General features: G+C 61.8%; 23 protein-coding genes. 10 read left to right on the forward strand and 13 right to left on the reverse strand.

What is annotated here, in order from left to right:
• Nucleotides 1-5 precede the first annotated feature (5 nt).
• The 10 genes from NKI18_RS00255 to NKI18_RS00300 all read right to left on the reverse strand — a co-directional run bounded on the left by NKI18_RS00255 (nucleotide 6) and on the right by NKI18_RS00300 (nucleotide 8,502).
• Nucleotides 6-761 (reverse strand): AAA family ATPase, encoded by a 756-nt coding sequence (locus tag NKI18_RS00255; protein ID WP_352453411.1) that lies wholly within the window; start codon nucleotides 759-761, stop codon nucleotides 6-8.
• The gene (locus NKI18_RS00260) at nucleotides 758-1,129 is read right to left on the reverse strand and encodes a hypothetical protein (protein WP_352614708.1); all 372 of its coding nucleotides are present in this window, start codon (nucleotides 1,127-1,129) and stop codon (nucleotides 758-760) included. The genes NKI18_RS00255 and NKI18_RS00260 overlap by 4 nt, the downstream gene beginning before the upstream one ends.
• Nucleotides 1,130-1,661: 532 nt before the next feature.
• Nucleotides 1,662-3,254, reverse strand: a complete 1,593-nt coding sequence (gene ggt / locus NKI18_RS00265; RefSeq protein WP_352614707.1) for a gamma-glutamyltransferase — start codon at nucleotides 3,252-3,254, stop codon at nucleotides 1,662-1,664.
• 21 nt (nucleotides 3,255-3,275) lie between these two features.
• Nucleotides 3,276-3,995, reverse strand: a complete 720-nt coding sequence (locus tag NKI18_RS00270) for an ABC transporter permease (protein WP_352614772.1) — start codon at nucleotides 3,993-3,995, stop codon at nucleotides 3,276-3,278.
• Nucleotides 3,992-4,705, reverse strand: a complete 714-nt coding sequence (locus tag NKI18_RS00275) for an ABC transporter permease (RefSeq protein ID WP_023677395.1) — start codon at nucleotides 4,703-4,705, stop codon at nucleotides 3,992-3,994. The genes NKI18_RS00270 and NKI18_RS00275 overlap by 4 nt, the downstream gene beginning before the upstream one ends.
• An 85-nt stretch (nucleotides 4,706-4,790) precedes the next feature.
• On the reverse strand, nucleotides 4,791-5,636 hold the full coding sequence (locus NKI18_RS00280) for a transporter substrate-binding domain-containing protein (protein WP_352614705.1): 846 nt from the start codon (nucleotides 5,634-5,636) through the stop codon (nucleotides 4,791-4,793).
• An 85-nt stretch (nucleotides 5,637-5,721) separates the two neighbouring features.
• Nucleotides 5,722-6,393, reverse strand: a complete 672-nt coding sequence (locus NKI18_RS00285; protein WP_352614703.1) for a GntR family transcriptional regulator — start codon at nucleotides 6,391-6,393, stop codon at nucleotides 5,722-5,724.
• 513 nt (nucleotides 6,394-6,906) lie between these two features.
• On the reverse strand, nucleotides 6,907-7,284 hold the full coding sequence (locus NKI18_RS00290; RefSeq protein WP_023677392.1) for a VanZ family protein: 378 nt from the start codon (nucleotides 7,282-7,284) through the stop codon (nucleotides 6,907-6,909).
• Nucleotides 7,285-7,941: 657 nt separating this feature from the next.
• Nucleotides 7,942-8,208, reverse strand: a complete 267-nt coding sequence (locus NKI18_RS00295) for a DUF6894 family protein (protein WP_352614701.1) — start codon at nucleotides 8,206-8,208, stop codon at nucleotides 7,942-7,944.
• Between the two features lie 102 nt (nucleotides 8,209-8,310).
• Nucleotides 8,311-8,502, reverse strand: coding sequence for a DUF3606 domain-containing protein (locus tag NKI18_RS00300; RefSeq protein ID WP_352482451.1), 192 nt, complete (start codon nucleotides 8,500-8,502; stop codon nucleotides 8,311-8,313).
• A gap of 411 nt (nucleotides 8,503-8,913) precedes the next feature.
• Here NKI18_RS00300 and NKI18_RS00305 point away from each other — a divergent pair, with 411 nt between their 5' ends.
• From NKI18_RS00305 to NKI18_RS00315, 3 genes are all read left to right on the forward strand, one after another.
• Nucleotides 8,914-9,213: a DUF1236 domain-containing protein gene (locus NKI18_RS00305; RefSeq protein ID WP_352614699.1), complete on the forward strand. Its 300-nt coding sequence runs from the start codon at nucleotides 8,914-8,916 to the stop codon at nucleotides 9,211-9,213.
• A gap of 78 nt (nucleotides 9,214-9,291) precedes the next feature.
• Nucleotides 9,292-9,741, forward strand: coding sequence for a hypothetical protein (locus tag NKI18_RS00310; protein WP_352614698.1), 450 nt, complete (start codon nucleotides 9,292-9,294; stop codon nucleotides 9,739-9,741).
• Between the two features lie 181 nt (nucleotides 9,742-9,922).
• A complete protein-coding gene (locus NKI18_RS00315; protein WP_292663955.1) occupies nucleotides 9,923-10,264 on the forward strand; it encodes a hypothetical protein in 342 nt (113 codons plus the stop codon).
• Nucleotides 10,265-10,328: 64 nt separating this feature from the next.
• On the opposite strand, the gene ggt (NKI18_RS00320) is transcribed toward NKI18_RS00315, so the two are convergent.
• From ggt (NKI18_RS00320) to NKI18_RS00330, 3 genes are all read right to left on the reverse strand, one after another.
• Nucleotides 10,329-12,065 carry a gamma-glutamyltransferase gene (gene ggt / locus NKI18_RS00320; RefSeq protein WP_352614696.1) on the reverse strand — a complete coding sequence of 579 codons (1,737 nt, stop codon included), beginning with the start codon at nucleotides 12,063-12,065 and terminating at the stop codon, nucleotides 10,329-10,331.
• 572 nt (nucleotides 12,066-12,637) lie between these two features.
• Entirely contained in the window at nucleotides 12,638-13,930 is a 1,293-nt protein-coding gene (gene rhaI / locus NKI18_RS00325) for an L-rhamnose catabolism isomerase (protein ID WP_352614694.1), read from the reverse strand.
• 121 nt (nucleotides 13,931-14,051) lie between these two features.
• The gene (locus NKI18_RS00330) at nucleotides 14,052-16,154 is read right to left on the reverse strand and encodes a bifunctional rhamnulose-1-phosphate aldolase/short-chain dehydrogenase (protein ID WP_352614693.1); all 2,103 of its coding nucleotides are present in this window, start codon (nucleotides 16,152-16,154) and stop codon (nucleotides 14,052-14,054) included.
• 187 nt (nucleotides 16,155-16,341) lie between these two features.
• Here NKI18_RS00330 and NKI18_RS00335 point away from each other — a divergent pair, with 187 nt between their 5' ends.
• The 7 genes from NKI18_RS00335 (at nucleotide 16,342) to NKI18_RS00365 (ending at nucleotide 23,483) form a co-directional block, all read left to right on the forward strand.
• Nucleotides 16,342-17,151, forward strand: coding sequence for a DeoR/GlpR family DNA-binding transcription regulator (locus NKI18_RS00335; protein ID WP_023677380.1), 810 nt, complete (start codon nucleotides 16,342-16,344; stop codon nucleotides 17,149-17,151).
• Between the two features lie 55 nt (nucleotides 17,152-17,206).
• A complete protein-coding gene (rhaS, locus tag NKI18_RS00340) occupies nucleotides 17,207-18,202 on the forward strand; it encodes a rhamnose ABC transporter substrate-binding protein (protein ID WP_352448664.1) in 996 nt (331 codons plus the stop codon).
• An 83-nt stretch (nucleotides 18,203-18,285) separates the two neighbouring features.
• Nucleotides 18,286-19,827: a sugar ABC transporter ATP-binding protein gene (locus NKI18_RS00345; protein WP_352614691.1), complete on the forward strand. Its 1,542-nt coding sequence runs from the start codon at nucleotides 18,286-18,288 to the stop codon at nucleotides 19,825-19,827.
• Nucleotides 19,824-20,801, forward strand: a complete 978-nt coding sequence (locus tag NKI18_RS00350) for an ABC transporter permease (protein WP_352614689.1) — start codon at nucleotides 19,824-19,826, stop codon at nucleotides 20,799-20,801. Before NKI18_RS00345 ends, NKI18_RS00350 begins: the two co-directional genes overlap by 4 nt.
• Nucleotides 20,798-21,799, forward strand: a complete 1,002-nt coding sequence (locus NKI18_RS00355; RefSeq protein WP_352448661.1) for an ABC transporter permease — start codon at nucleotides 20,798-20,800, stop codon at nucleotides 21,797-21,799. The genes NKI18_RS00350 and NKI18_RS00355 overlap by 4 nt, the downstream gene beginning before the upstream one ends.
• A complete protein-coding gene (rhaM, locus tag NKI18_RS00360) occupies nucleotides 21,799-22,116 on the forward strand; it encodes an L-rhamnose mutarotase (protein ID WP_352614687.1) in 318 nt (105 codons plus the stop codon). Before NKI18_RS00355 ends, rhaM begins: the two co-directional genes overlap by 1 nt.
• Nucleotides 22,113-23,483, forward strand: a complete 1,371-nt coding sequence (locus NKI18_RS00365; protein ID WP_352614685.1) for an FGGY-family carbohydrate kinase — start codon at nucleotides 22,113-22,115, stop codon at nucleotides 23,481-23,483. Before rhaM ends, NKI18_RS00365 begins: the two co-directional genes overlap by 4 nt.
• The last annotated feature ends 2 nt before the right edge of the window (nucleotides 23,484-23,485 follow it).

The raw sequence follows: 23,485 nt of genomic DNA on the forward strand, positions 1-23,485 counted from the left end.
CGCCTCTAGTCTGGGCCGACGCATGCCGTCGCGGGCAATCCGTGCCCCACGATGCGCGCGACGACCTGTTCGAAATTGCGTGGGTCGAGGCCGTCGACACGCATCAGCGGCCATTTGTCTTGCAGGCATTGGCCGATCTCCCTCGCGATATCCGCTTGCTTCAGGCCCCTGACCACTCCGACTTCGAGAAGGCGCTCGAGGTACGGCTGCCGCGCATACCGCTCAATGAGGCGGTGGCGCAGCGTTTCCCCGGGCGCGTCGACTTGAATGAGGAGATCCGGTCGCGGCAGGAACGTCAGGCAATTACGAACCATGTCGATACTTGGATTTCGTGCCAACAGGACGAGCGCACACAACGCCTGAACGATGCCCTCTTCGAAAATGAAGTACCCTTCTGAGGCCTGCGCCGTATTCCAGGCTTCGAAGAGCAAAACGACGTCGATCTTCAGACGCAACGCCCATATTCGACTTTTTGGAGGGATCGATGCCAAAAGCCGCGCAGCGGCCCCCTCGCTCGGCGGGGTCGAGAACAAGACCGGACTCGCGGTGGCGAGCTTGTGCACCAGACGCTGGATGCCATGGCGTGTCTCCGGGCCTTCATCCTCGACCGAATCGACTTCGCTGCCGAAAGACACAAAATCAATCCGGCGATAGCCATTGACTGTCTTCACACGGATGTCGCGTTTCGCCAGCTCACGGCAAAGGGCGCGGAGAAGGGTCGTCTTGCCTGCACCAGGCGGACCGAACAACTCGATGATCATGTAGGGATCTCCGGAACAGGAAGCAGAAAGATCGGATGAAGCGATCTCGCCGCTCGGCGGTGTGGCGAGCGTAAACACTCTGGCATCCGCCTGGCCGAGTTGACCCCGCTCGCTGGCATCCTGCTGACGCCGCAAAAAGCTTTGGAGGAGATGCGATGCGGCGGGAACTGCCTTTCCATGGCGTGCAGTCCCGCCTGTTGAGCCGCGACAGCGTTGCCGGTTGACTTGAGAACTTGCAATTGCTTCTCGATCGCCTGCGCTTGCGGCTGGTTGACACGCCTGTCGCTGTCGAACTGGCTCGTCGCCCGTGCCATCTCCTGATCGATCGAGCGCCCCACGGTTGCCCGTTGGTCGACGTCGGTCGTCATGGCTTCCAGGCGTGCGAGCCTCGACGAAGCCGACCCCGCCGCCTGCGCCAACACCTCCGTCGTCGCGCCGCTTGCGCCCATAGGAACATGGACCTCAGAAAGTCTCGAAATTGCCTGGGGATCGGAGCTTACTAGGAGTGCCGAACCATACCATCATCCATCTGAATGACTGTCGGCACCACGGCACGCGTGTTTGGGGCAACGAGTTCAGGCCGAGCGGGCGCTTTTGGCTTGACGCGACACAAACGCGACATTCGGCCTAAAATCTGAACAATATCAATCACCGACAGCGGACTGAAAATTCGCATGTCGGTGGTTCGAATCCGCCTCTGGGCACCATTTTTTCCCTGTACGGCCCGGAGACATGGGTAACATTTTGTACCTAAGACATGGGTGACAACCTCGCGCCGATCGGATTGTCGATGGCGTGCAAGAATTATCTGGACCATGGCGCCAGCGGCTCCTGCTCGCCGGCCAAATGTCGATGAAGAGCATCTTCGGCATCTTGGATCCCGCTCTGGCCATAACCGGTCTACAGACCGAGGGCGCAGCCGTCCTTGCGCGGTTCAGAACCGCCCAGCAGGGTCCCGTTTGCCCAATCGATGCGAATGGCCTGCGCACCGCCGACCGGGTCCGTGGCGGGAATGATTTCGAAACCGCGTCGGCTAAGTTCAGCTACGGTTTCGCCAGCGAGCCCGTGTTCGGCCTGGACGTTCATGGTGCCGCTGACGGGGGCGACCCGCGGCAGATCAATCGCCTCCTGCAGATCCATCCCGAAGTCGAGCACCTTCGTCAGCAGGTGCGCATGGCCCATTGCCTGGTAGTAGCCACCCATAACGCCGAAAGGCATTTCTGCCCGGCCGTCTCTCGCAAGCATCCCGGGTATGATGGTATGCAAAGGTCGCTTGTTCGGCGCCACTGCATTGGGGTGCTTGGGGTCAAGCGAAAAGCTTTGCCCGCGATTGTGCAAGACGACACCGGAGCGTGGCGAGACCAGGCCCGAGCCAAAGCTGTCGAAGACCGAGTTGATGAAACTGACCGCATTGCGATCCTTGTCGACAACCGAAATATAGACCGTGTCGCTGTGCAGCGGCATATCGAAGGCCGGCAGGTCCGCGCGGGCGCGCTTTAGGTCAATCATGCCGGCCAGACGATCGGCCCAGGCATTCGACAACATGTCGGCCACCGGGACCTCGGACGTGTCGGGATCGGCGACGAGCAGGTCACGCGCGGCGTAAGCGAGGCGTGTTGCTTCGATTTCCAGGTGAAGCCGGTCCGCGGATTGCGGGTCGCCGTGCGCTTCGAAGCGCGAGAGGATGTTTAGAATGAGCAGCGCGATCACACCCTGGCCATTCGGCGGACATTCGAACACATCGCAGCCTCGGAACGCCGTGCTGATCGGGGTCACGTATTCGCCTGTTGCCGAGGCGAAATCTTCGAGTGTGTGCAATCCGCCGAGCCCACGAAGATAGACGACCATGTCGTCGGCCACAGGGCCAGTGTAGAAGGCCTCTCGTCCCATCTTGGCGATCAGCCGCAGCGTTGCAGCCAACTCAGGCTGGCGATGCACTTCGCCAACGCCTGGCGCGTGGCCGTTTGGCAGGAAAATCCGTTTCGCGGCTACATCGGAGGCCAGAAGTTCTTCTTCCAACGCCCAGTCACGATGGACCCGCGGTGAAATGGCGTAGCCTTCCTCGGCGAAACGTATAGCGGGGGCCAGGATTTGATCGAAGGGCATATGTCCATGATCAGCGTGCAATCTGGTCCAGGCATCGATGGCTCCCGGGATGGTGACGGAGCCAGGAGAATTGCGGGCCACCTCCGCCATGCCACGTTCGAGGAACCAGTCAATTGTGAGGGCGGCGGGTGTCCTGCCCGATCCGTTGTAGGCGATGACCTCGCCGGATCCGTTTCGCGACAGAAGAGCGAAGCAGTCGCCCCCGATGCCTGTCGAGGCTGGTTCGACGACACATTGCACCGCGCAGGCTGCGATGGCGGCATCCATGGCGTTGCCGCCGGCCGCCATGATCTCCACCGCCGTCAGGGTCGCCGACGGATGAGAGGTGGCGGCCATGGCCTCGCGTGAAACGACGACCGAGCGCGTTGGTTTCTCAAAATTTCGCATGCTATGCCCTTCTGATCATGCTCAAGAGGCGGCGTCGCTCATCGTCGAGGGGCGGTGCCGCAGATGCCGCGACATCCAGTATTCGAGTGCCGCCAAGGCACGGATGATCGCGAAGTTCAAAGTGAGATAAATGGCGCCCGCGCAGATGAAGACTTCAAAGGCGCGGTAGGTCTGGGAGATCAATCCCTGGGCAATTCCAGTCACCTCCATCAAGGTCACGATGGAAGCCAGAGACGTGCCCTTGATCATCAGGATGATTTCATTGCCGTAACTCGGCAGCGCCTGGCGAAAGGCCAGCGGCAGGATAACGTGCCGATAAGTCAAACAGGTGGACAGGCCGACAGACCGGGCCGCCTCGACAAGGCCGCGTGGCACCGATTGAATCGCGCCGCGGAGGATTTCGCTGCCATAGGCGGTGGTGTTGAGTGTCAGCGCGATGATTGCGCACCAGTAGGGTTCGCGGAAAACGGCCCATAATCCAATTGCCGACAGTTGGTGCCGGAACTGACCAAGGCCATAATAGGTCAGAAAAATCTGCACCAGCAGAGGCGTGCCCCTGAACACGGCAACGAAGCCACGGATCGGCAAGACGACGAAGGGCGATTCCGATTGCTGGGCAAGCGCCAATGTGACGGCAAGAACGAAGCCGGCAACGATGGAAGTCAGGGCCAGTTCCATCGTGAGCGGCAGGCCGGCGAGTAGCTTCGGCAGGATTTCGAGGAAAAAACCGAAATCTATCATGCCGACCGGACGCGCCACGGCGCCTTCCGTTCCAGACGGTAAAAGGCGTGGCCCGTGACGGAAGCGATAGCCAGATAGAGCAAGGCTGCAGCAATGTAGAAGATGAACGGTTCACGGGTCGAACCTGCAGCGATCTGCGCCTGGCGCATCAGTTCAACGAGGCCGATTACCGATATCAGCGACGAGTCCTTCAGAACCAACTGCCACACATTGCCGAGACCTGGCAGCGCGTATCTCAGGAGCTGGGGAAAAATAACCTGTCGCAGCCGCTGCAGCCGGTTGAGACCAAGCGCGCAAGCGGCATCGTGCTGTCCCTGGTCGATGGCGAGGTAAGCCCCTCGATAGACCTCGGCTTGATAGGCGCCCGAGATGATCGCGATAGCCAAGGTTCCAGTGGCAAAGGCCGGAACGCCGACGAATCCGGACCCGCCCAGGCTATGACCAAGCGAGGTCAGGGCGACGCTTCCTCCATAGTAAAGCAGATAAATGGTCAGAAGGTCGGGCACGCCCCTGAAAACCGTGCAATAGCCAAGGGCCAAGAACCTCAATACCTTGGAGTTGCGGAGACGCCCGGCCGCTGCCAGCCCGCCAAAGACAGCGCCAAGCGCAAAGCCCAGCACAGACAGGAGCACTGTGACCGAGGCCGCCATGAGAAGAGCAGCCCCCCAACCTCCGTGCTGGAAACCAAGCAGCCGGAATGCGTCAACCATTGATACCCCCGGCATTGATACCCCCGGCAGGACGAACGGCTCAGCTCCGGAACGTGGTCAGGAATGGCCGTTCGCCGGCAAGCGCTTACTTGACTGGAGTGACGTCGCTCTTGAGCCATTTAAGCGACAGGGTTTTGATCGTGCCGTCGGCGGTCGCGGCGTCGATGGCGCCGTTGAGCATGTCTTTCAGCTTGGTGTCCTCTTTGCGGATACCGGCCCCGGAGCCAAGACCGAAGAGACCCCCGGCAAATCCTGGCCCTGCAAGCGTATAGTCGCTGAACTCCGGCTTGCTCAGCGTGGCGGCCAGCGCTGTCTGTTGCGCGAAGAGCGCGTCGATGCGACCCGCGGCGAGATCGAGATCGTGTTGCTCGGTGGTCTTGTATTCGCGAATCTCGGCGACGTCCGAGAAGTATTTTTTCACAAATTCCAGGTTCGCCGTTGCAGCCTGAACTCCAATGATCTTTCCCTTCAGCAATGGCTTGAGCCGGTCGATTGCCGCCTGCGCAGAGGCTTCATTCTCCAGCTTCAACCGCTCGTTGGAGATGCCGAGCTTGCCCAGTTCGCTGTCCTTGGCGACCGCGAAACCTGAGGGATCCACGGCATACGGCTGGGTAAAGTCAATGATCTTCAGACGTTTTTCAGTGATGAACATGCTCGCCATGATCACGTCGAACTTGCCGACGGTCAGCGCGGGGATCATGCCGTCCCAGTCCTGTGCGACGATCTTGCACTCGATCTTCATTCGCCCGCACAGATCATTGGCGAGATCGACTTCGAAGCCGTCCAGCTTGCCGTCGGCTGTTGTGAAATTCCAGGGCGCGTAGGCTCCTTCGGTGGCAATGGTAATTGCCTTTGGTGTTTCTTGTGCAACGGCGGCCTGGACCAGGCCGAACAGGACCGACGCAATGGCTGCAATGCGGTTAATTTTCATGTCATTCTCCACTTTTTGCCGGTATGGCAGTTCCCTTTCGTCGTGCCGGATTATCTTCCGGCTTCAACGAGTTAGATGGTATTCCCTAGCGGCGGCCGGGACTTGCGAAGTTGGCCAGAAGCGGCGCCGTCTCGACGATATGATCCCGCATGACGATCTCAGCCTTGCCGGCATCACCTGACCGCAGCACGTCGATCAGGATCTCGTGCTCGGCACGCGCGCTGGCGGGTTTGTCGACATAGTCGAACCAGATGCGCAGGTAGGGTTCGATCACGACGTGCAGGCTGGCGATCTGCCGGACCAGCTTGGGTCTGTTGCTCAATTGGCAAATCTGCAAATGGAAGGCCTGATGGCGCACGACCCAGTCGCTGCTGCCGGTCTGGCTGGCGCGCTCCATCCGGTCGAGCTGGCGTTCCAGTTCTTCAAGCACTTCGACATCGATGTGCGGCATGGCAAGCCTCACCGCCAGCCCTTCGAGCACCGAGCGTATTTCAAAGGTTTCGTAGATCTCATCGAGGGTAAGCCCGGCGACGATGCAGCCACGGTTCGGGCGAATGACCACAAGACCTTCCGCGGCCAGTTGGCGGAATGCTTCGCGAACCGGCATGCGGCTCATGCCGATTTCCGTCGCGATCTCTTCCGGGATCAGCCGGTCCCCGGCCCGATAACGCCCCATCCTCAGGGCCCGCTGAATGTGGCGATAAGCCTCCTCCTCGGCGGTCGTGATGCCCAACGGCCCGATTGCGTCTGCTGCCATGTCCTGGGTCCGATCAGAGCGTATCCGTGTATCCACTTATCCAGTTCTCGAAACCTGTGTCAAGCACCGATGCTTGGGCGCTTTAGAATTTCTCTTGTGAGAATAAGCACTTGGTAGGGGAAATCGGGCTAAGCGCACCGTCATCAGCTAAGCCGCTGATCGGCCTGCTTTTCAACGTCCGGCAAAAAGGCCCGCCGCTCCATTTGCGAAGCGGCGAGGCCCCATATTCGGGGACGATTGCCGGGATTCCCCGGCATTACCTGCAGTGCAATTCAGGTGCCAGAATTGTTGACCCAAAACGGGTCACCGCACCGGAGGCGCCAACGCGGACCTTCCGCGATCACGCTACTGCCGCGCTTTGCCGTTCCTGCTATGTTACTTTGCGGCGGACGTAATTTTTCCGCCTGGCCGGCGCCCCATCAGGCAACTTACCCCAACGCGCCCCCCAAGTGGCGCCGGCCATTTTCCCCTTATTGGGGCACGGGCGCGCCGATTCCGTTATGCGCTTTCGAGCTATGGCAATCCGCCGGCGAGCCGCTTTGTCCAGCCTGCAACCATCAGTCCGCACGCGATTCCCGCGCAGTCGGCCACCCAGTCGAATAAATCCGGGTCGCGCCCTATCAGTTGCACGGCCTGAAGCCCCTCGATCGCCGCACCCGTGAGAACGAGGAGTACGATCAGCTTCGCCTTGCGTTCCGGCCAGCCGAGACTTCCGAGAGCCGCCAGGACGACGAAGGCGGCGGCGTGATTGAGCTTGTCGTGATCAAACGTGAAAGCCAGGCCAAGACCCTGCAGGAGTTGCTCCGGCAGAAGGGCGAACAGCAGAACGCCGGCAAACGCGGCCGGAAAGGCAATCCTTGCCACGATCTGATAAGAATCCAGGCGCAACAAGGATAGAATGGCCTTTCGTCCGAAATCTGCAGGGAACACCGGCCGCTGAATCGAGAGCGAGCGCGGTGTCCAATTTCCGCCGTTGGGGGCGTCCGGTGCATCGTCAGAATGAATGAATGCCTCGGGTCAGCCGCTGGGCAGGCCGAACTGCTGGGGAGGGCTCTGCAATGGTGCGGCTTCCGCGATCACGCAATTACCTGCTGCGCCAACGCGGCTACTATCTGGCTGCGGCGGACCTGATTTCCGCTTGGCCGGCGCTGCGTCAGGGCACCTTACCCCATGCCACACGAAGCAGCGCCGGCCAGAATTCCATCGATTGCGTGATGACCGACCCGTGTCAAAAAAGCCCGCCGCCCTGTCGGACGACGGGCTCCGTTGCCTGGGCGCCAGGGCGCCACGGTAGCGACTGATGTTACTAGTGCTCCCGCAGGTCTCCAATATGCAGCTGCCGAACGGCGTTGCGCATCGGCTAAACAAACGAAGCCCGCGCCTCTGGCGGAGGGCGCGGGCCGATCGGGTTGCACCCGATCTGCAGCAGAATCCTGGGAGGTTCCCGCTGCTTAAGATAACAATTAGAGACTTCTAATGTTCCGCGCCAGGGGAAGATGCCGCTGCACCAGAAATCTGATGATGGTCGGCGCGATGATGATCGAGCCGTCAGTTCGTGCGCAAGTCGATCTGGAAAATCCGCTCATCGAAGTGCCGCGTTTCAACGGCAAAGGTCAAAGCCACTTCAAGGACCAGACCGCCACGGTCGTCCCGGACCTTGACTGCAATCCTGCGATGAGGAAGGCCATCCCTGGCCATCTCGGCCAATGTGCGAAGGGCTTCTTTCCTGACCAGCAGGAGATCGTCATATAACGTTCCCTGATCGTCGGAATAGACGATTCCGTCTTCATCGGAATCGAAGAAGTAGCGGGGCATTGCGCTTAGCCGAAGCGGCGGCATGCGGGCACGTTGTCGATAGCTGGCCGGATCTCGGCCGATCGCGATCAGTGCCTCTCCACCGTTGGCTTCGCCGCCAGCTCACTTGCGCTCGCGCAATGCCTTCACCGCCTGCGAGAGGATCATCCGGTCGCCACCGGTCCTTTTGATCAGCTTGCTCACCTGGCTGGGCGAAACACCATTCTCCCGCGCGAAATATTCGACCTCGTAATACTCATCCGCCGAAACACGATTGCGGTCGCTGAAGTCTCGCTTGGTCTTGTCGTCGGCCATTTCTGTTCTCCTCGCCTCAGGGCCAACTTTGGACTGACGCACGCTGCAATCGAGGGTTCGCCCGCCACAAAAGTGACGCGCGAACCCTATCGGCGCAGGAAGGGACAGGGCTGCGCAGATGCTGGATTCGATCGAAATGGAAACAGCCAAGATCGGTGCGAGCCGCCATCGACATTTTCCAAAGAATCCTCCCGGCACGTGCAGCCAGCAACGGCTAGGTGCCGCGGCGGTTCCGGGTCACGCGGCAAACCCACCCTTTGCGCGCAAGGATCAGACTTAGGTCCTGCGGCAACACGTCGGTTGGTCCCTGCCGGGCGGGACCGAAGCCCCGTCGACGGAACGTTTTCAGCTGCCTTCCGTTCGAGTGAGCCTTGGCGCGAAGAGCGGACCGAGTTCGCAAAGGAGACGACCATGAGAATGCATCTTTCCACCGCGGTGGCGGGATTTCTGCTGCTGGCAGGCGTCGGAGCCGCTGCAGCGCAAGACGTTGTCATCGAACCGCAGCAGGAAACGGTCATCAAGGAGTATGTGAAGAAGCAGCCGCTGGCCTCGGTGAAAATCCCTGGGGTGGAGCTCAATATCGGCTCAACGCTTCCCGATACCGTCGAGCTTCATGAAGTCCCCAGCGTCAAATACCGCTATGTCGTCGTCGACAACCGCACCGTCGTGGTCGACCCAGGCACGCGCAGGATCGTCAAGATCATCGATTGACGTGCAAGCTCGGGCAGTCGTCGCTCAGCAGGAACCCGCCGTACCGTCGAGGGCCGGGGGGCCTCACAGGCAGTTTCAATGCGAACAATCAGCAGACTTTTTGATTCCCATGACCAGGCGGTGCGTGCCGTCGAAACACTTCAGGCGGCAGGGATCGCCCGCCACGAAATCAGTGTCATCGGACCCTACGATGACGAAATCGGCGCCGTCTTGCGCGGTCCAGGCACCGGTGCCGCCCTTGGCGCGGCGGCCGGTTTGATGGCCGGCCTCGGCGCGTTCGATATCCCCGGCATCGATCCCCTCGGCGCGGGATGGCTGGCCTCGGCCCTCGTCGGTGCAGTCCTGGGCGGCGTTGCCGGCAGGCTTTTCGGGACATCGTCCGGTACCGGCAAGCAGCCAGGCCAGACGAATGCCGCACCAGGTGTGATCCTGGTGCTGGCGCATGTCGATGAAAGGCAGGCCGACACCGCACAGGCGGTGCTTGGAGCTTCCGTTCAGGCGACGCGGTCTTTGGCCAGGGCGGCTTGAAGATTCAGCTCGGGCAAAGCGCTTGACCGGGCCGCGCAGCGGGGCGGCGATCCAAGCGCGAATTCAAAAATCTCTGGCAAGCCGCCGCCAGAAAGTGTTGAACACCGTGCCGATCACATTCGGCGAGCGGTTGCGCTCGGCGAGGCTTGATGATTTGCTGTCGGTTTGCGGAGAACGAATAATGCATGAGCCTGTCGGTCAAGACGAATATGGGTCGACCAGCCCGTTCGATCCGGACGATCTGTCGAGGTTGAACGCAATCGGCCCGAGCGCCGGCAGCAACGATTTCGAAAAATACGCAGTCGCCGTGATCATCGTGTTCGGCGCCCTGATCATCGGTGGCCTGATGGCTGCCGGCTTGAGCTTCGGGCGCCGCAGCACCTTCTTTTTCGCGCTTGGTGGCGCCACTGCAGCATGGATATCCGGCAATGCGCTTCTGCTCGACCGGCCGCGCATCTACGCGCTGTTCGTCGGCATCGCGGCGCTGATGCTGATTGCGTCGACAATCGCGCTGGTCACCTGAAGCAAGGCGCAATCTTCTTGTTGACCATGATCTTATCCGAAAACCGGTTCCCACTTTTTGGGGTTTAATACCCGATAGCCTTGCCGGCTGCGGCGCGGCTGTCGATGGCGCCATTGTAGCGGGCGCCGCCACCCTTCTCGATTTCCGCCAGGCTCTTGCCGCCGACCAGGATGCCGGCCGCCTGGCCCCAGGTCGTGTCGGCAAGATCGAGGCGGTAGCCCATGCCGGTAAGCAGCTTTTCGGTATCGGGCGACAGGCCGAAAGGTTCGATATAGACCGTGTCGGGCAACCATTGGTGATGGATGCGCGGTGCGTCGATGGCCTCCTGGATGTTCATGCCGTGGTCGACGACGTTGACGATCGCCTCCAGCGTGATGGTGATGATGCGTGAACCGCCGGGGCTGCCGATGACCATGAACGGCTTGCCGTCTTTGGCGAGGATGGTGGGGCTCATCGACGACAGCGGCGTCTTTTTCGGCGCGATCGCATTCGCCTCGCCCTGGACCAGGCCATAGAGATTGGGCACGCCGGGTTTCTGGGTGAAATCGTCCATCTCGTTGTTGAGCAGGATGCCGGTGCCGGCGGCGACAACGCCGGCACCGAAAGAGCCGTTCAGCGTGTAGGTTACCGCGACGGCATTGCCATCATTGTCGATGATCGAAAAATGCGTCGTCTCGTTGCTCTCGCCAAAGCCCTTCGGCATCAATTCCTGCGAGACGCCGGCCCGGAACGGATCGATCTTTTCGCGAATTTCCCTGGCGTAATTCTTGTCGAGCAGTTTTGCGACCGGATTATCGATGAAGCCGGGATCGCCGAGCGCCGAATTGCGGTCGACATAGGCGTGGCGCATCGCCTCGACCATGACGTGAACCGTCTCGGCCGAACCGGCGCCGAGATAGGACAACGGATAGAACTCAAGCACGTTGAGGATCTCGCAGATGATGACGCCGCCGGAGCTCGGCGGCGGCGAGGAAATGATCTCGTAGCCGCGATAATTGCAGGTCGCCGGCTTGAGCTCGCGCACCGCATAGTTTTCGAAATCAGCCCTGGCCAGAATGCCGCCCTTCTCGCCACTCGCCTTGACGATGGCGTCGGCGGTCGCGCCTTTGTAGAAGGCATCCGCCCCGCGGTCGGAAATGGCGGCAAGCGAAGCCGCGAGATCGGGCTGAACAAGGCGCTCGCCGACAGCATAAGGCTTGCCGTCCGGCTTGAGGAAAATGGCCGCCGCCGCTGGGTCCCTTGCCAACCGCTCCGCGCCGCCCTGGAGCGAGGCCGCATCGCCCTGCTCCAGCACGAAGCCTTCCTTGGCAAAGCGGATGGCCGGCGCCAGCAAGTCCTGCCGCGACAGCGTGCCGTATTTCTCCCGCGCCATCTCGAAACCAGCGACCGAGCCCGGCACGCCGACCGCCAGATAGCCATCGAGACTGGCGCCTTTTACCGGCTTGCCGTCCTTGTCGAGATACATGGTTTTGGTCGCGGCCAGCGGCGCGCGCTCGCGAAAATCGAGGAAGGTCGAGCGGCCGTCCTTGAAGCGGATGGTCATGAAGCCGCCACCGCCGATATTGCCGGCGGTCGGATAGACCACGGCCAGCGCATAGCCGACGGCGACCGCGGCATCGACCGCGTTGCCGCCCTGCTTCAGCACCTCGACGCCGACCTCAGACGCAAGATGCTGGGCGGTCACCACCATGCCGTGCTCGCCCTTCGCCGGCTGCGGCGAGGCGGCATAGGCGAGGAAGGGTACGAAGCTCAAGGTGAGGGAAAGGCTGACGGCGATCAGCGTTCGGCGGGGATTGTGCATGGCCGTTCTCCGAGGCGTGGGGTAGGCCTAGGAAACGCGCTTGGAGCGGTTGAGTCTACTGCGAAGATCGAAAGAATCGGGAGGGTTCGCACGCCTGTGCCGGTTCGCCTCGCAACCGCCGTTGCAATCTTCGGCGACTGCAACGGCATGGATCCTAGGGTCTCCGCTACGTCGCTTCGCTCCTGCTCCGCCCTAGGATGACGAAGGGAGGGAGGTATTGGCTAATCCCGAAAGTTTGCGATTTGCCAGCAGCCGCCAGCCTGCAACGTTTGCCATTGCCATCAGCCGCCAATCCCCAACATCTGCAATTAGCTGTAGGCCCTCACGCCTTCGTCATCCTAGGGCGGAGCAGGAGCGAAGCGACGTCGCGGAGACCCTAGGATCCATGCCGTAACTTCTGAGCGCCGCAGCGTTGATAGCAAGGCCACGCTTCATCGCGGCTCCCAGAATTTTCACGTTACAGCAATTTTGTTCTTGCTTTGTGCCGGCAGCTATGCTACTAATCTGACTGTGGTGCTAATTGGCTCCAACGACCCGCCCTTCGTGGCGGGTTTTTCATTTTCACCCCAACATCAAACAATCCCGCCGCCGACGCTCGCCACCGCCGGCCGTTCGGCTGCGACCTTCGCTCGGTAACCGGCGGCGCGGTAGGCGGCGACCGGATCGATGGCGCCGCCGGTCTTCAGCCGCGCCATGGCAAGGATCGGCTCGACGTCGGTGCGATAGGCTGTCTTCAGCGTCTGCGTCGCCATCAGCGCGTCATTGGCGTCCTGGAAACCTTCGAGCGCCTTGCGGTCGACCAGCAGCGCCTGAGCATAGGCGCGCTGCACCTCAATTGCCGACAGCATCAGGCTTTCGATCGGGTCGGTGACGTTGTGGCTCTGGTCGAGCATGTGAGCCGGATCGAAACCTTCGGCACCGGCAAGCTCGGCATCGACGAGTTCGTTGAAGACAAGGAACAGCCGGTAGGGATCGATCGAGCCGGCGTCGAGGTCGTCGTCGCCATATTTCGAATCGTTGAAATGGAAGCCGCCGAGTTTCTTGAACTGGATCAGCCGCGACACGATCATCTCGATGTTGACGTTGGGGGCGTGATGGCCGAGGTCGACCAGACAGAACGCCTTGTCGCCAAGCTCTTTGGCGATGATGTAATTGGTGCCCCAATCCTGCACGACGGTCGAATAGAAGGCCGGCTCGTACATCTTGTGCTCGGTGAACAGTTTCCAGCCGTCCGGCAGTCCGGCATAGATCTCCTTCATCGCGTCGAGATAGCGCTCGAATGCCTTGGCGAAATTGACCTGGCCGGGAAAATTCGAGCCGTCGCCGATCCACACCGTCAGCGCCTTGGAGCCCAGCGTCCTGCCGATCTCGATGCATTCGAGATTGTGCTCGACCGCCTGCCGGCGTGTTGCGGCATCGGCATGCGACAGCGAGCCGAATTTATAGGAAAGTTTTTGGTCCCTGGCGTCGGAGAAGGTGTTGGAGTTGATGGCGTCGAAGCCGAGGCCGAAGCGGGATGCCGCCTGCTTCAGCCGGTTCGGATCGGCCTTGTCCCAGGGAATATGCAGCGAGACGGTCGGCGTCGCCTGCGTCAATTGCCGGATGACGGCGCAGTCCTCGATCTTGTCGAAAATGTCGCGCGGCTCTCCGGCGCCGGGAAAGCGGGCAAAGCGGGTGCCGCCGGTGCCGACGCCCCAGGACGGGATGGCGACGGCGAATTTCTCGACCTTGTCGCGGATGGCGTCGATGGCGATGCCGCGGCGGTCGAGGCGCTCGCCGAGGGACTCGTAATCGCGCTTGAGATTGGCGTTGCGCGCGGCATTGTCTTTCTCGACAACATCGGCGGAGATGATGGTTTCGGACACTAAAGTTTCCTCCCAAAATGCGTTCGGTTGGCGCTGCCCCTCATCCGCCTGCCGGCACCTTCTCCCCGTATAGTGACGGGGAGAAGGGTAAAGCTCCGGCGTCGGCGCCAAAGACGGTCGCTTATCGCGTAAAACTCTGTGCGTTGCCGGCGTCGACGTTGATGATGTTGCCGGTCGATTTGGCCGACATATCGGAGGCGAAGAAATAGATCGCCTCGGCGATGTCTTCGGGGAACACCGACCGCTTCAGCATCGAACGCGAGCGGTAGTGCTCCTCGAGATCGTCGGTCGACATCTTGTAGGCGGCGGCGCGCTGCTCCTTCCATTCGCCGGTCCAGATCTTCGAGCCGCGCAGCACGGCGTCGGGGTTGACGACATTGACCCTGATCTGCGCTTCCGCGCCTTCCAGCGCCAGGCAGCGTGCCAGATGGATTTCGGCGGCCTTGGCAGTGCAATAGGCGGCGGCGTTTGGCGATGCGGCAAGCCCATTCTTGGAGGCGACGAAGACGACGTTGCCGCCGATCTTCTGCGCCCGAAACAGCCGGAACGCCTCCCGCGAAACCAGGAAATAGCCGGTCGACAGGATGTCCATGTTCTTGTTCCACAGCGTCAGCGTGGTGTCCTCGATCGGCGCCGAGGAGGCCAGGCCGGCATTGGAGACCAGAATATCGATGCCGCCGAATTCGACCGCCGTTTCGGCAAAGCCGGAGATCACCTGATCCTCGGACGTGACGTTGATGACTACGGGCCGCACGAAATCCTTGCCATAGGCCTTGGCAAGCTCGTCATTGGCGCCGGCAAGGGCTGCTTCGTCGATATCGGCCAGCACGACGCACGCGCCCTCGCGCAGCAGCCGGTTGGCGGTGGCCCGGCCGATGCCGCCGGCGCCGCCGGTGACCAGCGCAATCTGGCCTGCAAGAGCCTTTGGTTTCGGCAGGCGCTGCAGCTTTGCCTCTTCGAGCAGCCAGTATTCGATGTCGAAGGCTTCCCGGTCGGGCAGGCCGACATAGGTCGAGACCGTCGAGGCACCGCGCATGACGTTGATGGCGTTGACGTAGAATTCGCCCGATATGCGCGCCGTCGCCTTGTCGCCGGCGAAGGTGAACATGCCAACGCCGGGCATCAGATAGACGACGGCGTTCGGATCGCGCACCGGTGGCGAATCCGCGTGCTTGCAGCGGTCATAATAGGCCTGATAGCCGACGCGATACTCCGCCACATCATCGGCAAGACGGGCAATGACGGCATCGACGTCGGGATTTTGGGGGTCGAACTCGATGACCAGCGGCCGGATCTTGGTGCGCAGGAAGTGGTCCGGGCAGGACGTGCCGAGTGCCGCCAGCGGCCGCAAATCCCTGGAATTGACGAATTCGAGCACGGCGGGGGAATCGTCGAAATGGCCGAGCTTGTGGCTGTTCTCGGAGATCAGGCCGCGGATCCTCGGCATCAGTTTTACGGCCACGGCGCGACGCGCCGGCGCATCGAGCGATTTGACGACTTCGCCGCCGAAGATCGGCTTGCCGTGGCTCTTGCGCTCGAACCAGTCGATCGCCTGGTTGATCACCGAGATCGTCGTCTCATAGCATTCCTTCGACGTGTCGCCCCAGCTGAACAGGCCATGACTGGCCAGTACGACACCCTTGGCTTCGGGGTTTTCGCGGCAGAATTTCTCCAGCCACAGGCCGAGCTCGAAGCCCGGACGTTTCCATGGCAGCCAGCCGATCGTGTCGCCGAAGATCTCCTTGGTCAGCGCCTGCGAATCCTTGGCGGCGGCAATGGCGATGATGGCATCGGGATGCATATGGTCGACATAACGCTTCGGCACGAAGGCATGCAGCGGCGTGTCGATGGAAGCCGCGCGCGGGTTGAGGTTGAAGGTGCAATGGGGCAGATAGCCGACCATCTCGTCTTCATGTTCGAGGCCGCGATAGAGACCTTTCAGCGCGCGCAATTTGTCCATGTAGAGCGTGGCGAAGCCGTCGAGCTTGATCGAGGCGCTGTCGCCGCCCGAGCCCTTGACCCACAGCACTTCCACGCTCTCGCCGGTGAGCGGATCGTTTTGCCAGATCTTGGAGGAGGTGTTGCCGCCGCCATAATTGGTGACGCGCTTGTCGGAGCCAAGAACATTCGAGCGATAGACCAGACGTTCGGGCTCGCTCATTGCTTGCGCTTTTGCGTCATCCCAAAGATTGGCGAGGCGCGTGCCGGAGCGCTTGTCGAGCATAGGTATCCTCCCTTTGGGACACGCAAACGGCGCGGGTCCCTCTTGTACGAATTTCTACGCAAGCGGCGGCCTTGTCAATCACAAACGATCAATATCAGTCATATTGCATTGCACAATGAAATTATCTGATCGGAAATGATTGACACTGCGCGCTTTGGGTGACTAGATGCTCCGGCAGGGAGGAACCATGCACGAGAAAGAGCGCCACAGGATCATTCTGTCCGCCGTCCAGGAAAAGCCTGTGGTGACGGTGCAGGAGATGGTCGACCTGACGGAGTCGTCGGAGGCGACGATCCGGCGCGACATCGCGGCATTGCATGTGCAAAAACGGCTGCGCCGGGTGCGCGGCGGCGCCGAGGCGCTTTCGCCGCCGCAGTTCATCGGCCTTGCCGGCCGGCCCTTTTCCGTCAACGAGACCATCAACGCTTCGCAGAAGCGGGCAATCGCGCGGGAAGCCGTGGATCTGTGCAAGGACGGCGAGCCGATCATCATCAATGGCGGCACCACCACCTTCCAGATGGTGCATTTCCTGACCGGCCGCCGCATGCCGATCTTCACCAATTCCTTCCCGATCGCGGAGCACTTGCTCAGGCACTCCAAGAACACGGTGATGCTGTCGGGCGGCACCATCTACCGCGAGCAGAACATCATCCTGTCGCCGTTCGACAATGACGTGACGCGCAATTTCTACGCGCGCCGCATGTTCATGGGCGCGCAAGGGCTGGGGCCGCTCGGTCTTATGGAAGGCGACCCGCTGCTGATCCAGGCCGAGCAGAAACTGATCGACCAGGCAGACGAATTGGTGGTGCTGGTCGATTCCTCGAAGTTCCGCAAACGCTCGAGCCTGATCCTGTGCGGCCTGTCGCGCATCGCCACGGTGATCACCGACGACGCCATCGAGGATCGCGAAGCCAAGATGCTGGAGACCGCCGGCGTGACGCTGATCATCGCCCGCACAACGGCAACCAACAAGGAAGAATCTTCGCTGCAGGCCTGAGAACCACTCACGCCCGCAGCGGCGATGGAATGCAACGCTCAAGGGAGGATATTCGATGAGCTTTCTGAAGAAATTGATGGTTACGGCGGCGTTCTCCGCCGCCATGTTCGTGAATGCCGCCTACGCCGAAAACGTCAAGATCGCGCTGGTGGTGAAGTCGCTCGGCAACGGCTTCTTCGACGCCGCCAACAAGGGCGCCGAAGAGGCGGCCAAGGAGCTCGGCGATGTCGACATCATCTACACCGGCCCGACCAAGGCGACCGCCGAAGCGCAGATCGAAGTGGTCAATTCGCTGATCGCCCAGAAGGTCAATGCCATCGCCATTTCGGCGAACGACGCCGACGCGCTGGTGCCAGTGCTGAAGAAGGCGATGCAGCGCGGCATTACCGTTATCTCGTGGGATTCAGGCGTCGCGCCGGAAGGACGCCAGCTTCACCTCAACCCCTCCGATACCAACCTGATCGGTGAGACCATCATCAAGCTGGCCGCCGACTACCTGCCGGAAGGCGGCGATGTCGCCATCCTGTCGGCTTCTTCGACCGCGACCAACCAGAATGCCTGGATCGACGCGGCCAAGAAGGTGCTGCCGGAGAAGTTCCCCAAGATCAAGCTCGTCGCCACCGTCTATGGCGACGACGACTCGGCCAAGAGCACGGACGAAGCCAAGGGCCTGCTGAAGTCCTATCCGAACCTCAAGGCGATCATCGCACCGACCACGGTCGGCGTCGTTGCCGCCGCGCAGGTGGTGACCGATGAAGGCCTGATCGGCAAGGTCAACGTCACCGGCCTGGCGCTGCCGTCGGAGTTCAAGAAGTTCATCGACAATGGCGCCAGCCAGGCGGTTGCGCTGTGGAACCCGATCGATCTCGGCTACTCCGCCGTCTACCTCGCCCACGACCTGGCGGTGAAGAAGGAAGAGGCCAAGCCCGGTGCTACGCTGTCGATCGGCCGCGTCGGCAAGGTCACGCTCGACGACACCAACTCGGCTGCGATGGCTCCGCCCTTCCAGTTCGACAAGTCGAACATCGAAAAGTTCTCCAAGATCTATTGATCCTGCGACCTTCGAAACGGTGCGGCGGGGCTCAGGTTCCGCCGCGCTTTCAAACGAACCTTGCTACAGGGCTTGATACGATTATGGACACGACAGCCCAGCACGAAGTGGCACATGAAGCGCCTTTGTCATCCGGACCGCGCCTGACGCTGTCCGGCATCTCGAAAAGCTTTCCCGGCGTGCGGGCGCTGCACAATGTCGGCCTGTCGCTCTATCCCGGCCAGGTAACCGCGCTGATCGGCGAAAACGGTGCCGGCAAGTCGACGCTGGTCAAGATCATGACCGGCATCTACCAGCCGGATGCTGGCACGATCAGCATCGACGGCCAGCCGGTCACACTGCCCAGCGCCCACGCCGCGTTCGGGCACGGCATCACCGCCATCCACCAGGAAACCGTGCTGTTCGACGACCTGACGGTGGCCGAAAACATCTTCCTCGGCCATGCGCCGCGCACGCGTTTCAAAACCATCGACTGGCGCACCATGCGCAAGAATGCCCGCGAGGTGCTCGACACGATGGGCGCCGGCCATATCGACGCCGACGCCAGGCTGAAGGATCTCGGCATTGCCAACAAGCACCTGGTTGCGGTTGCCCGCGCCATGTCCATCGACGCGCGGATCGTCATCATGGACGAGCCGACGGCAGCGCTTTCGATGAAGGAGATCGAAGAGCTTTTCCTGCTGATCGAATTCCTCAAGAGCGACGGCAAGGCGATCCTGTTCATCAGCCACAAATTCGATGAGATCTACCGCATCGCCGACCGCTATACCGTGTTCCGCGACGGCGAGATGGTCGGCGAAGGCCTGATCAAGGACGCCGGCCAGAGCCAGATCGTGCGCATGATGGTCGGCCGCTCGGTCGATCACATCTTTCCGCAGCGCAAGGCCGAGATCGGCGCGCCGGTGCTGGCCGTCTCCGGCCTGTCGCACCCGACCGAGTTCGACGACATAGGCTTCGAGCTGCACAGGGGCGAAATCCTCGGCTTCTACGGCCTTGTCGGCGCCGGGCGCAGCGAGGTGATGCAGGCGATATCAGGCATCACCCGCACCAGCGGCGGCACGATCACGCTGGAGGGTAAGGCAATCGCGCCGAAATCGGCGGCGGATTCAATCGACGCCGGCATCGTCTATGTGCCGGAGGAGCGCGGCAAGCAAGGCGTGGTGATCGGCCTGCCGATCTTCCAGAATGTCTCGCTGCCCTCGCTCAAACGGACATCCAAATCCGGCATATTGCGGCTGGCCGAAGAGTTCGCGCTGGCCCGCTCCTACACCGAGCGGCTCGATCTGCGCGCCTCCTCGCTCAGCCAGGACGTCGGCACGCTGTCGGGCGGCAACCAGCAGAAGATCGTCATCGCCAAATGGCTGGCGACCGCGCCCAAGGTGATCATCCTGGACGAGCCGACCAAGGGCATCGACATCGGCTCGAAGGCGGCCGTGCACGGCTTCATGGCCGAGCTCGTCGCGCAAGGCCTGTCGGTGATCATGGTGTCGTCCGAATTGCCGGAAATCCTCGGCATGTCGGACCGCGTCGTCGTTATGCGCGAGGGCCGCATTGCCGAGGTCTACGACAATAAAGGGCTCGACGCCGAAACCTTGGTCAGGACGGCAGCGGGGATCGCGGCATGAAGGCTCTTCTCAAATATCGCGAGGTCTGGCTGCTGGCGGCAATCGTCGTGCTGATCGGGCTGATCTCCACGCGGTTTCCAGGTTTTGCCGATCCGGCCAACCTGCGCCAGGTGTTCAACGACACGTCGATCCTGATGATCCTGGCACTCGGCCAGATGGTCGTCATCCTGACCCGCTCGATCGACCTGTCGATGGCTTCAAATCTCTGCTTCACCGGCATGGTGGTGGCAATGCTGAACGCCGCGCATCCGGCGATCCCGATCCCGCTGCTGATCGTCATCGCACTTCTGGTCGGCCTGGTGCTCGGCGCCATCAACGGCCTGCTGGTATGGCGGCTGAACATTCCCTCGATCGTGGTAACGCTCGGCACCCTCACCATCTACCGCGGCGCCACGTTCGTCATTTCAGGCGGCGCCTGGGTCAACGCCGACCAGATGAGCGCTGATTTCATCGGGTTGCAGCGCGCGGCTTTCCTCGGCATTCCGGTACTGTCGTGGATCGCCCTGCTGGTTATTGCGCTGTTCTTCCTCGTGATGACACGCACCGCGCTCGGCCGCTCGATCTATGCCATCGGCGTCAACCCGACCGCATCGGTCTATGCCGGCATCGATGTCGGCCGGACGAAATTCACCGTCTTCTGCATTTCGGGGATGATCGGCGGCCTCTGCGGCTATCTGTGGATTTCGCGCTACGTCATCGCCTCGGTCGAGGTCGCCAACGGCTATGAGCTCAACATCATCGCCGCCTGCGTCATCGGCGGCATCTCGATCGCCGGCGGCATCGGCTCGGTCGGCGGCGCGGTGCTCGGCGCGCTGTTCCTCGGCATCATCTCCAACGCGCTGCCGGTGATCAATATCTCGCCCTTCTGGCAGATGGCGATTTCAGGCAGCGCCATCATCCTGGCCGTGGTGCTCAACGCGCGCGGCGAACGCCGGCAAGGCCGCATCATCCTCAAGAAGGCGGAAGCGGCATGACCGACACCCCTGCCCCACGCCACATTCCCGACCGGCTCGACAAGCCGCTGACGTCGGCGATCTTCTCATGGGAGGCGCTGCTGGTCGTCGTGGCGGTTGCCATCTTTGCCGTCAACAGCTTTGCCTCGCCCTACTTCCTCGACGCGTGGTCGCTGTCGGACCTGACCTTCAACTTCACGGAAAAGGCGCTGATCGCGCTGGCCATGGCGCTGCTGATCATCTCCGGCGAAATCGACCTGTCGGTGGCCGCCATCATCGCGCTGGCGTCAACAATGATGGGCATGGCGGTGCAGGCCGGCGCCGGCATGCCTGAACTGGTGGCAATCGGCCTCGTCGTCGGGCTCGGCTGCGGCGCCTTCAACGGACTGCTCGTCACCAGGCTCGGCTTGCCGTCGATCGTCGTCACCATCGGCACGATGAGCCTGTTTCGCGGCATTGCCTTTATCATCCTGGGCGACCAGGCCTACAAGGGCTATCCCGCGAGCTTCGCCTTCTTCGGCCAGGGCTATGTCTGGTGGGTGGTGTCGTTCGAACTGACGCTTTTCCTGATCGCGGCAGTCGTCTACTGGTTCCTTCTGCACCGGACGAGCTTCGGCCGCCGGGTCTTTGCCATCGGTAACAACCCGGTCGCGGCGCAGTTTTCCGGCGTACGCGTCGGCCGTATCAAATTCATCCTGTTTTGCCTGACCGGCCTGATGGCGGGCATCGCCTCGGTGCTGATCACATCGCGGCTCGGCTCGACCCGGCCGTCCATCGCACAGGGCTACGAGCTGGAAGTCATCACCATGGTGGTGCTCGGCGGCGTCAGCATCCTGGGGGGCGCCGGCAGCATTCTGGGTGTGGTGCTGGCCGCCTTCATCATGGGACTGGTGACCTTCGGCCTCGGCCTGCTCAACGTGCCGGGGATCGTTATGTCGATCTTCATCGGCCTGCTGCTGATCATCGTCATCGCGCTGCCGATCCTGTGGCGGCGAGTACGGCGGGAGCGCTTTGCCTGATGCCGGAGAAATACGCGTTCAAGATGAAGCTCAATCCGGGCATGAAGGCCGAATACAAGAGGCGCCATGACGACATCTGGCCGTCCCTCGTCGCGTTGCTGAAACAGGCCGGCGTATCCGATTACTCGATCCACCTCGACGAGGAGACTAACATACTGTTCGGCGTGCTGTGGCGCCGTGACGACCATGGCATGGACGAATTGCCGAAGCATCCGGTGATGCAGCGTTGGTGGGCCGAGATGGCGGACATCATGGAGACCAAGCCGAACAACGAGCCGGTGGCGGTGCCGCTGGAAACAATGTTCCATATGGAATGACCCGCCACGTCGCCGTCATCGATATCGGCAAGACCAACGCCAAGGTGGCGCTGGTCGATCTTGCCGCAGCAAGCGAAGTCGCGCTGCGCAGGATGGTGAACGAGCCGGTTCGGCAAGGCCCATACCCGCACCATGACGTCGAGCGGTTATGGGCGTTTATCCTTGGCAGCCTGGCCGAGATCGATCGCGAGCAGCGCATCGGTGCGATATCGATCACCACCCATGGCGCTACGGGCGTGCTGGTCGACGCATCAGGCGAACTGGCGCTGCCGGTGCTCGACTACGAATTCGATGGGCCGGATGCCCTTGCCGGGGACTATGACACGATCCGTCCGGCGTTCTCCGAGACCGGCACGCCGCGTCTGCCGGCCGGCCTCAATCTCGGCGCGCAGCTGTTCTGGCAGCAGAAGCGCTTTCCGGCGGATTTCGCCAGAACCGCCGCGATCCTGATGTATCCGCAATACTGGGCCTTGCGCCTGACCGGCGTCGCCGCCAGCGAGGCGACTTCGCTCGGCTGCCACACCGATCTGTGGAACCCGTGGAAAGCGGATTTTTCGTCGCTGGTCGACCGGCTGCAATGGCGCCGGCTAATGGCGCCGGTACGGCCGGCGAAGGACCGCCTGGGGCCGATCCTGCCCGCGCTTGCGACACGGACCGGGCTCGACCCGCAAACGCCGGTGTTTTGCGGCCTGCACGATTCCAACGCCTCGCTGCTGCCGCATCTCCTGTCCGACAGACCGCCTTTCTCCGTGGTCTCGACCGGCACCTGGGTGGTGTCGATGGCAGTCGGAGGCAACAAGATCGCGCTCGACCCGGCACGCGATACGCTGGTCAATGTCAACGCGCTCGGCGATCCCGTGCCGTCGGCGCGCTTCATGGGTGGCCGCGAGTTCTCCGTGCTGACCGAGGGCCAATCGGAGAACTGGACGGAAGACGATGTTGCCACGGTGCTGGCGCGCAAGACGTCCCTATTGCCCTCGACCCAACAGGGTTCCGGGCCGTTTCCGCATCATACCGCATCATGGCTTAACGCGGACGGTATGAGCGTCGGCCAGCGCTTTGTCGCCATCTCGTTCTACCTGGCGCTGATGACCGCGACCTGCCTCGACCTGATCGGCGCGGATGGTCCCACCATCGTCGAAGGACCCTTCGCCCGCAACCGGCTGTTCACCCGCATGCTGGCTGCGGCGGCGGCGCGCGCCGTCATTGCCTCCGAGGCTGCGACAGGCACCAGCATCGGCGCCGCCTTGCTGGCGTCGGACCAGGGGACACCGCAAGGCAGAGGCGAAAGGACCGAACTGTCGGCCGATCCAGCCTGGGCGGGCTACGCGCGCTCCTGGCGTTCGGCGGTCGACGAACGAGCCTGACC

The organism is Mesorhizobium sp. M0800 (genome assembly GCF_040320095.1).
Taxonomy (GTDB): domain Bacteria; phylum Pseudomonadota; class Alphaproteobacteria; order Rhizobiales; family Rhizobiaceae; genus Mesorhizobium.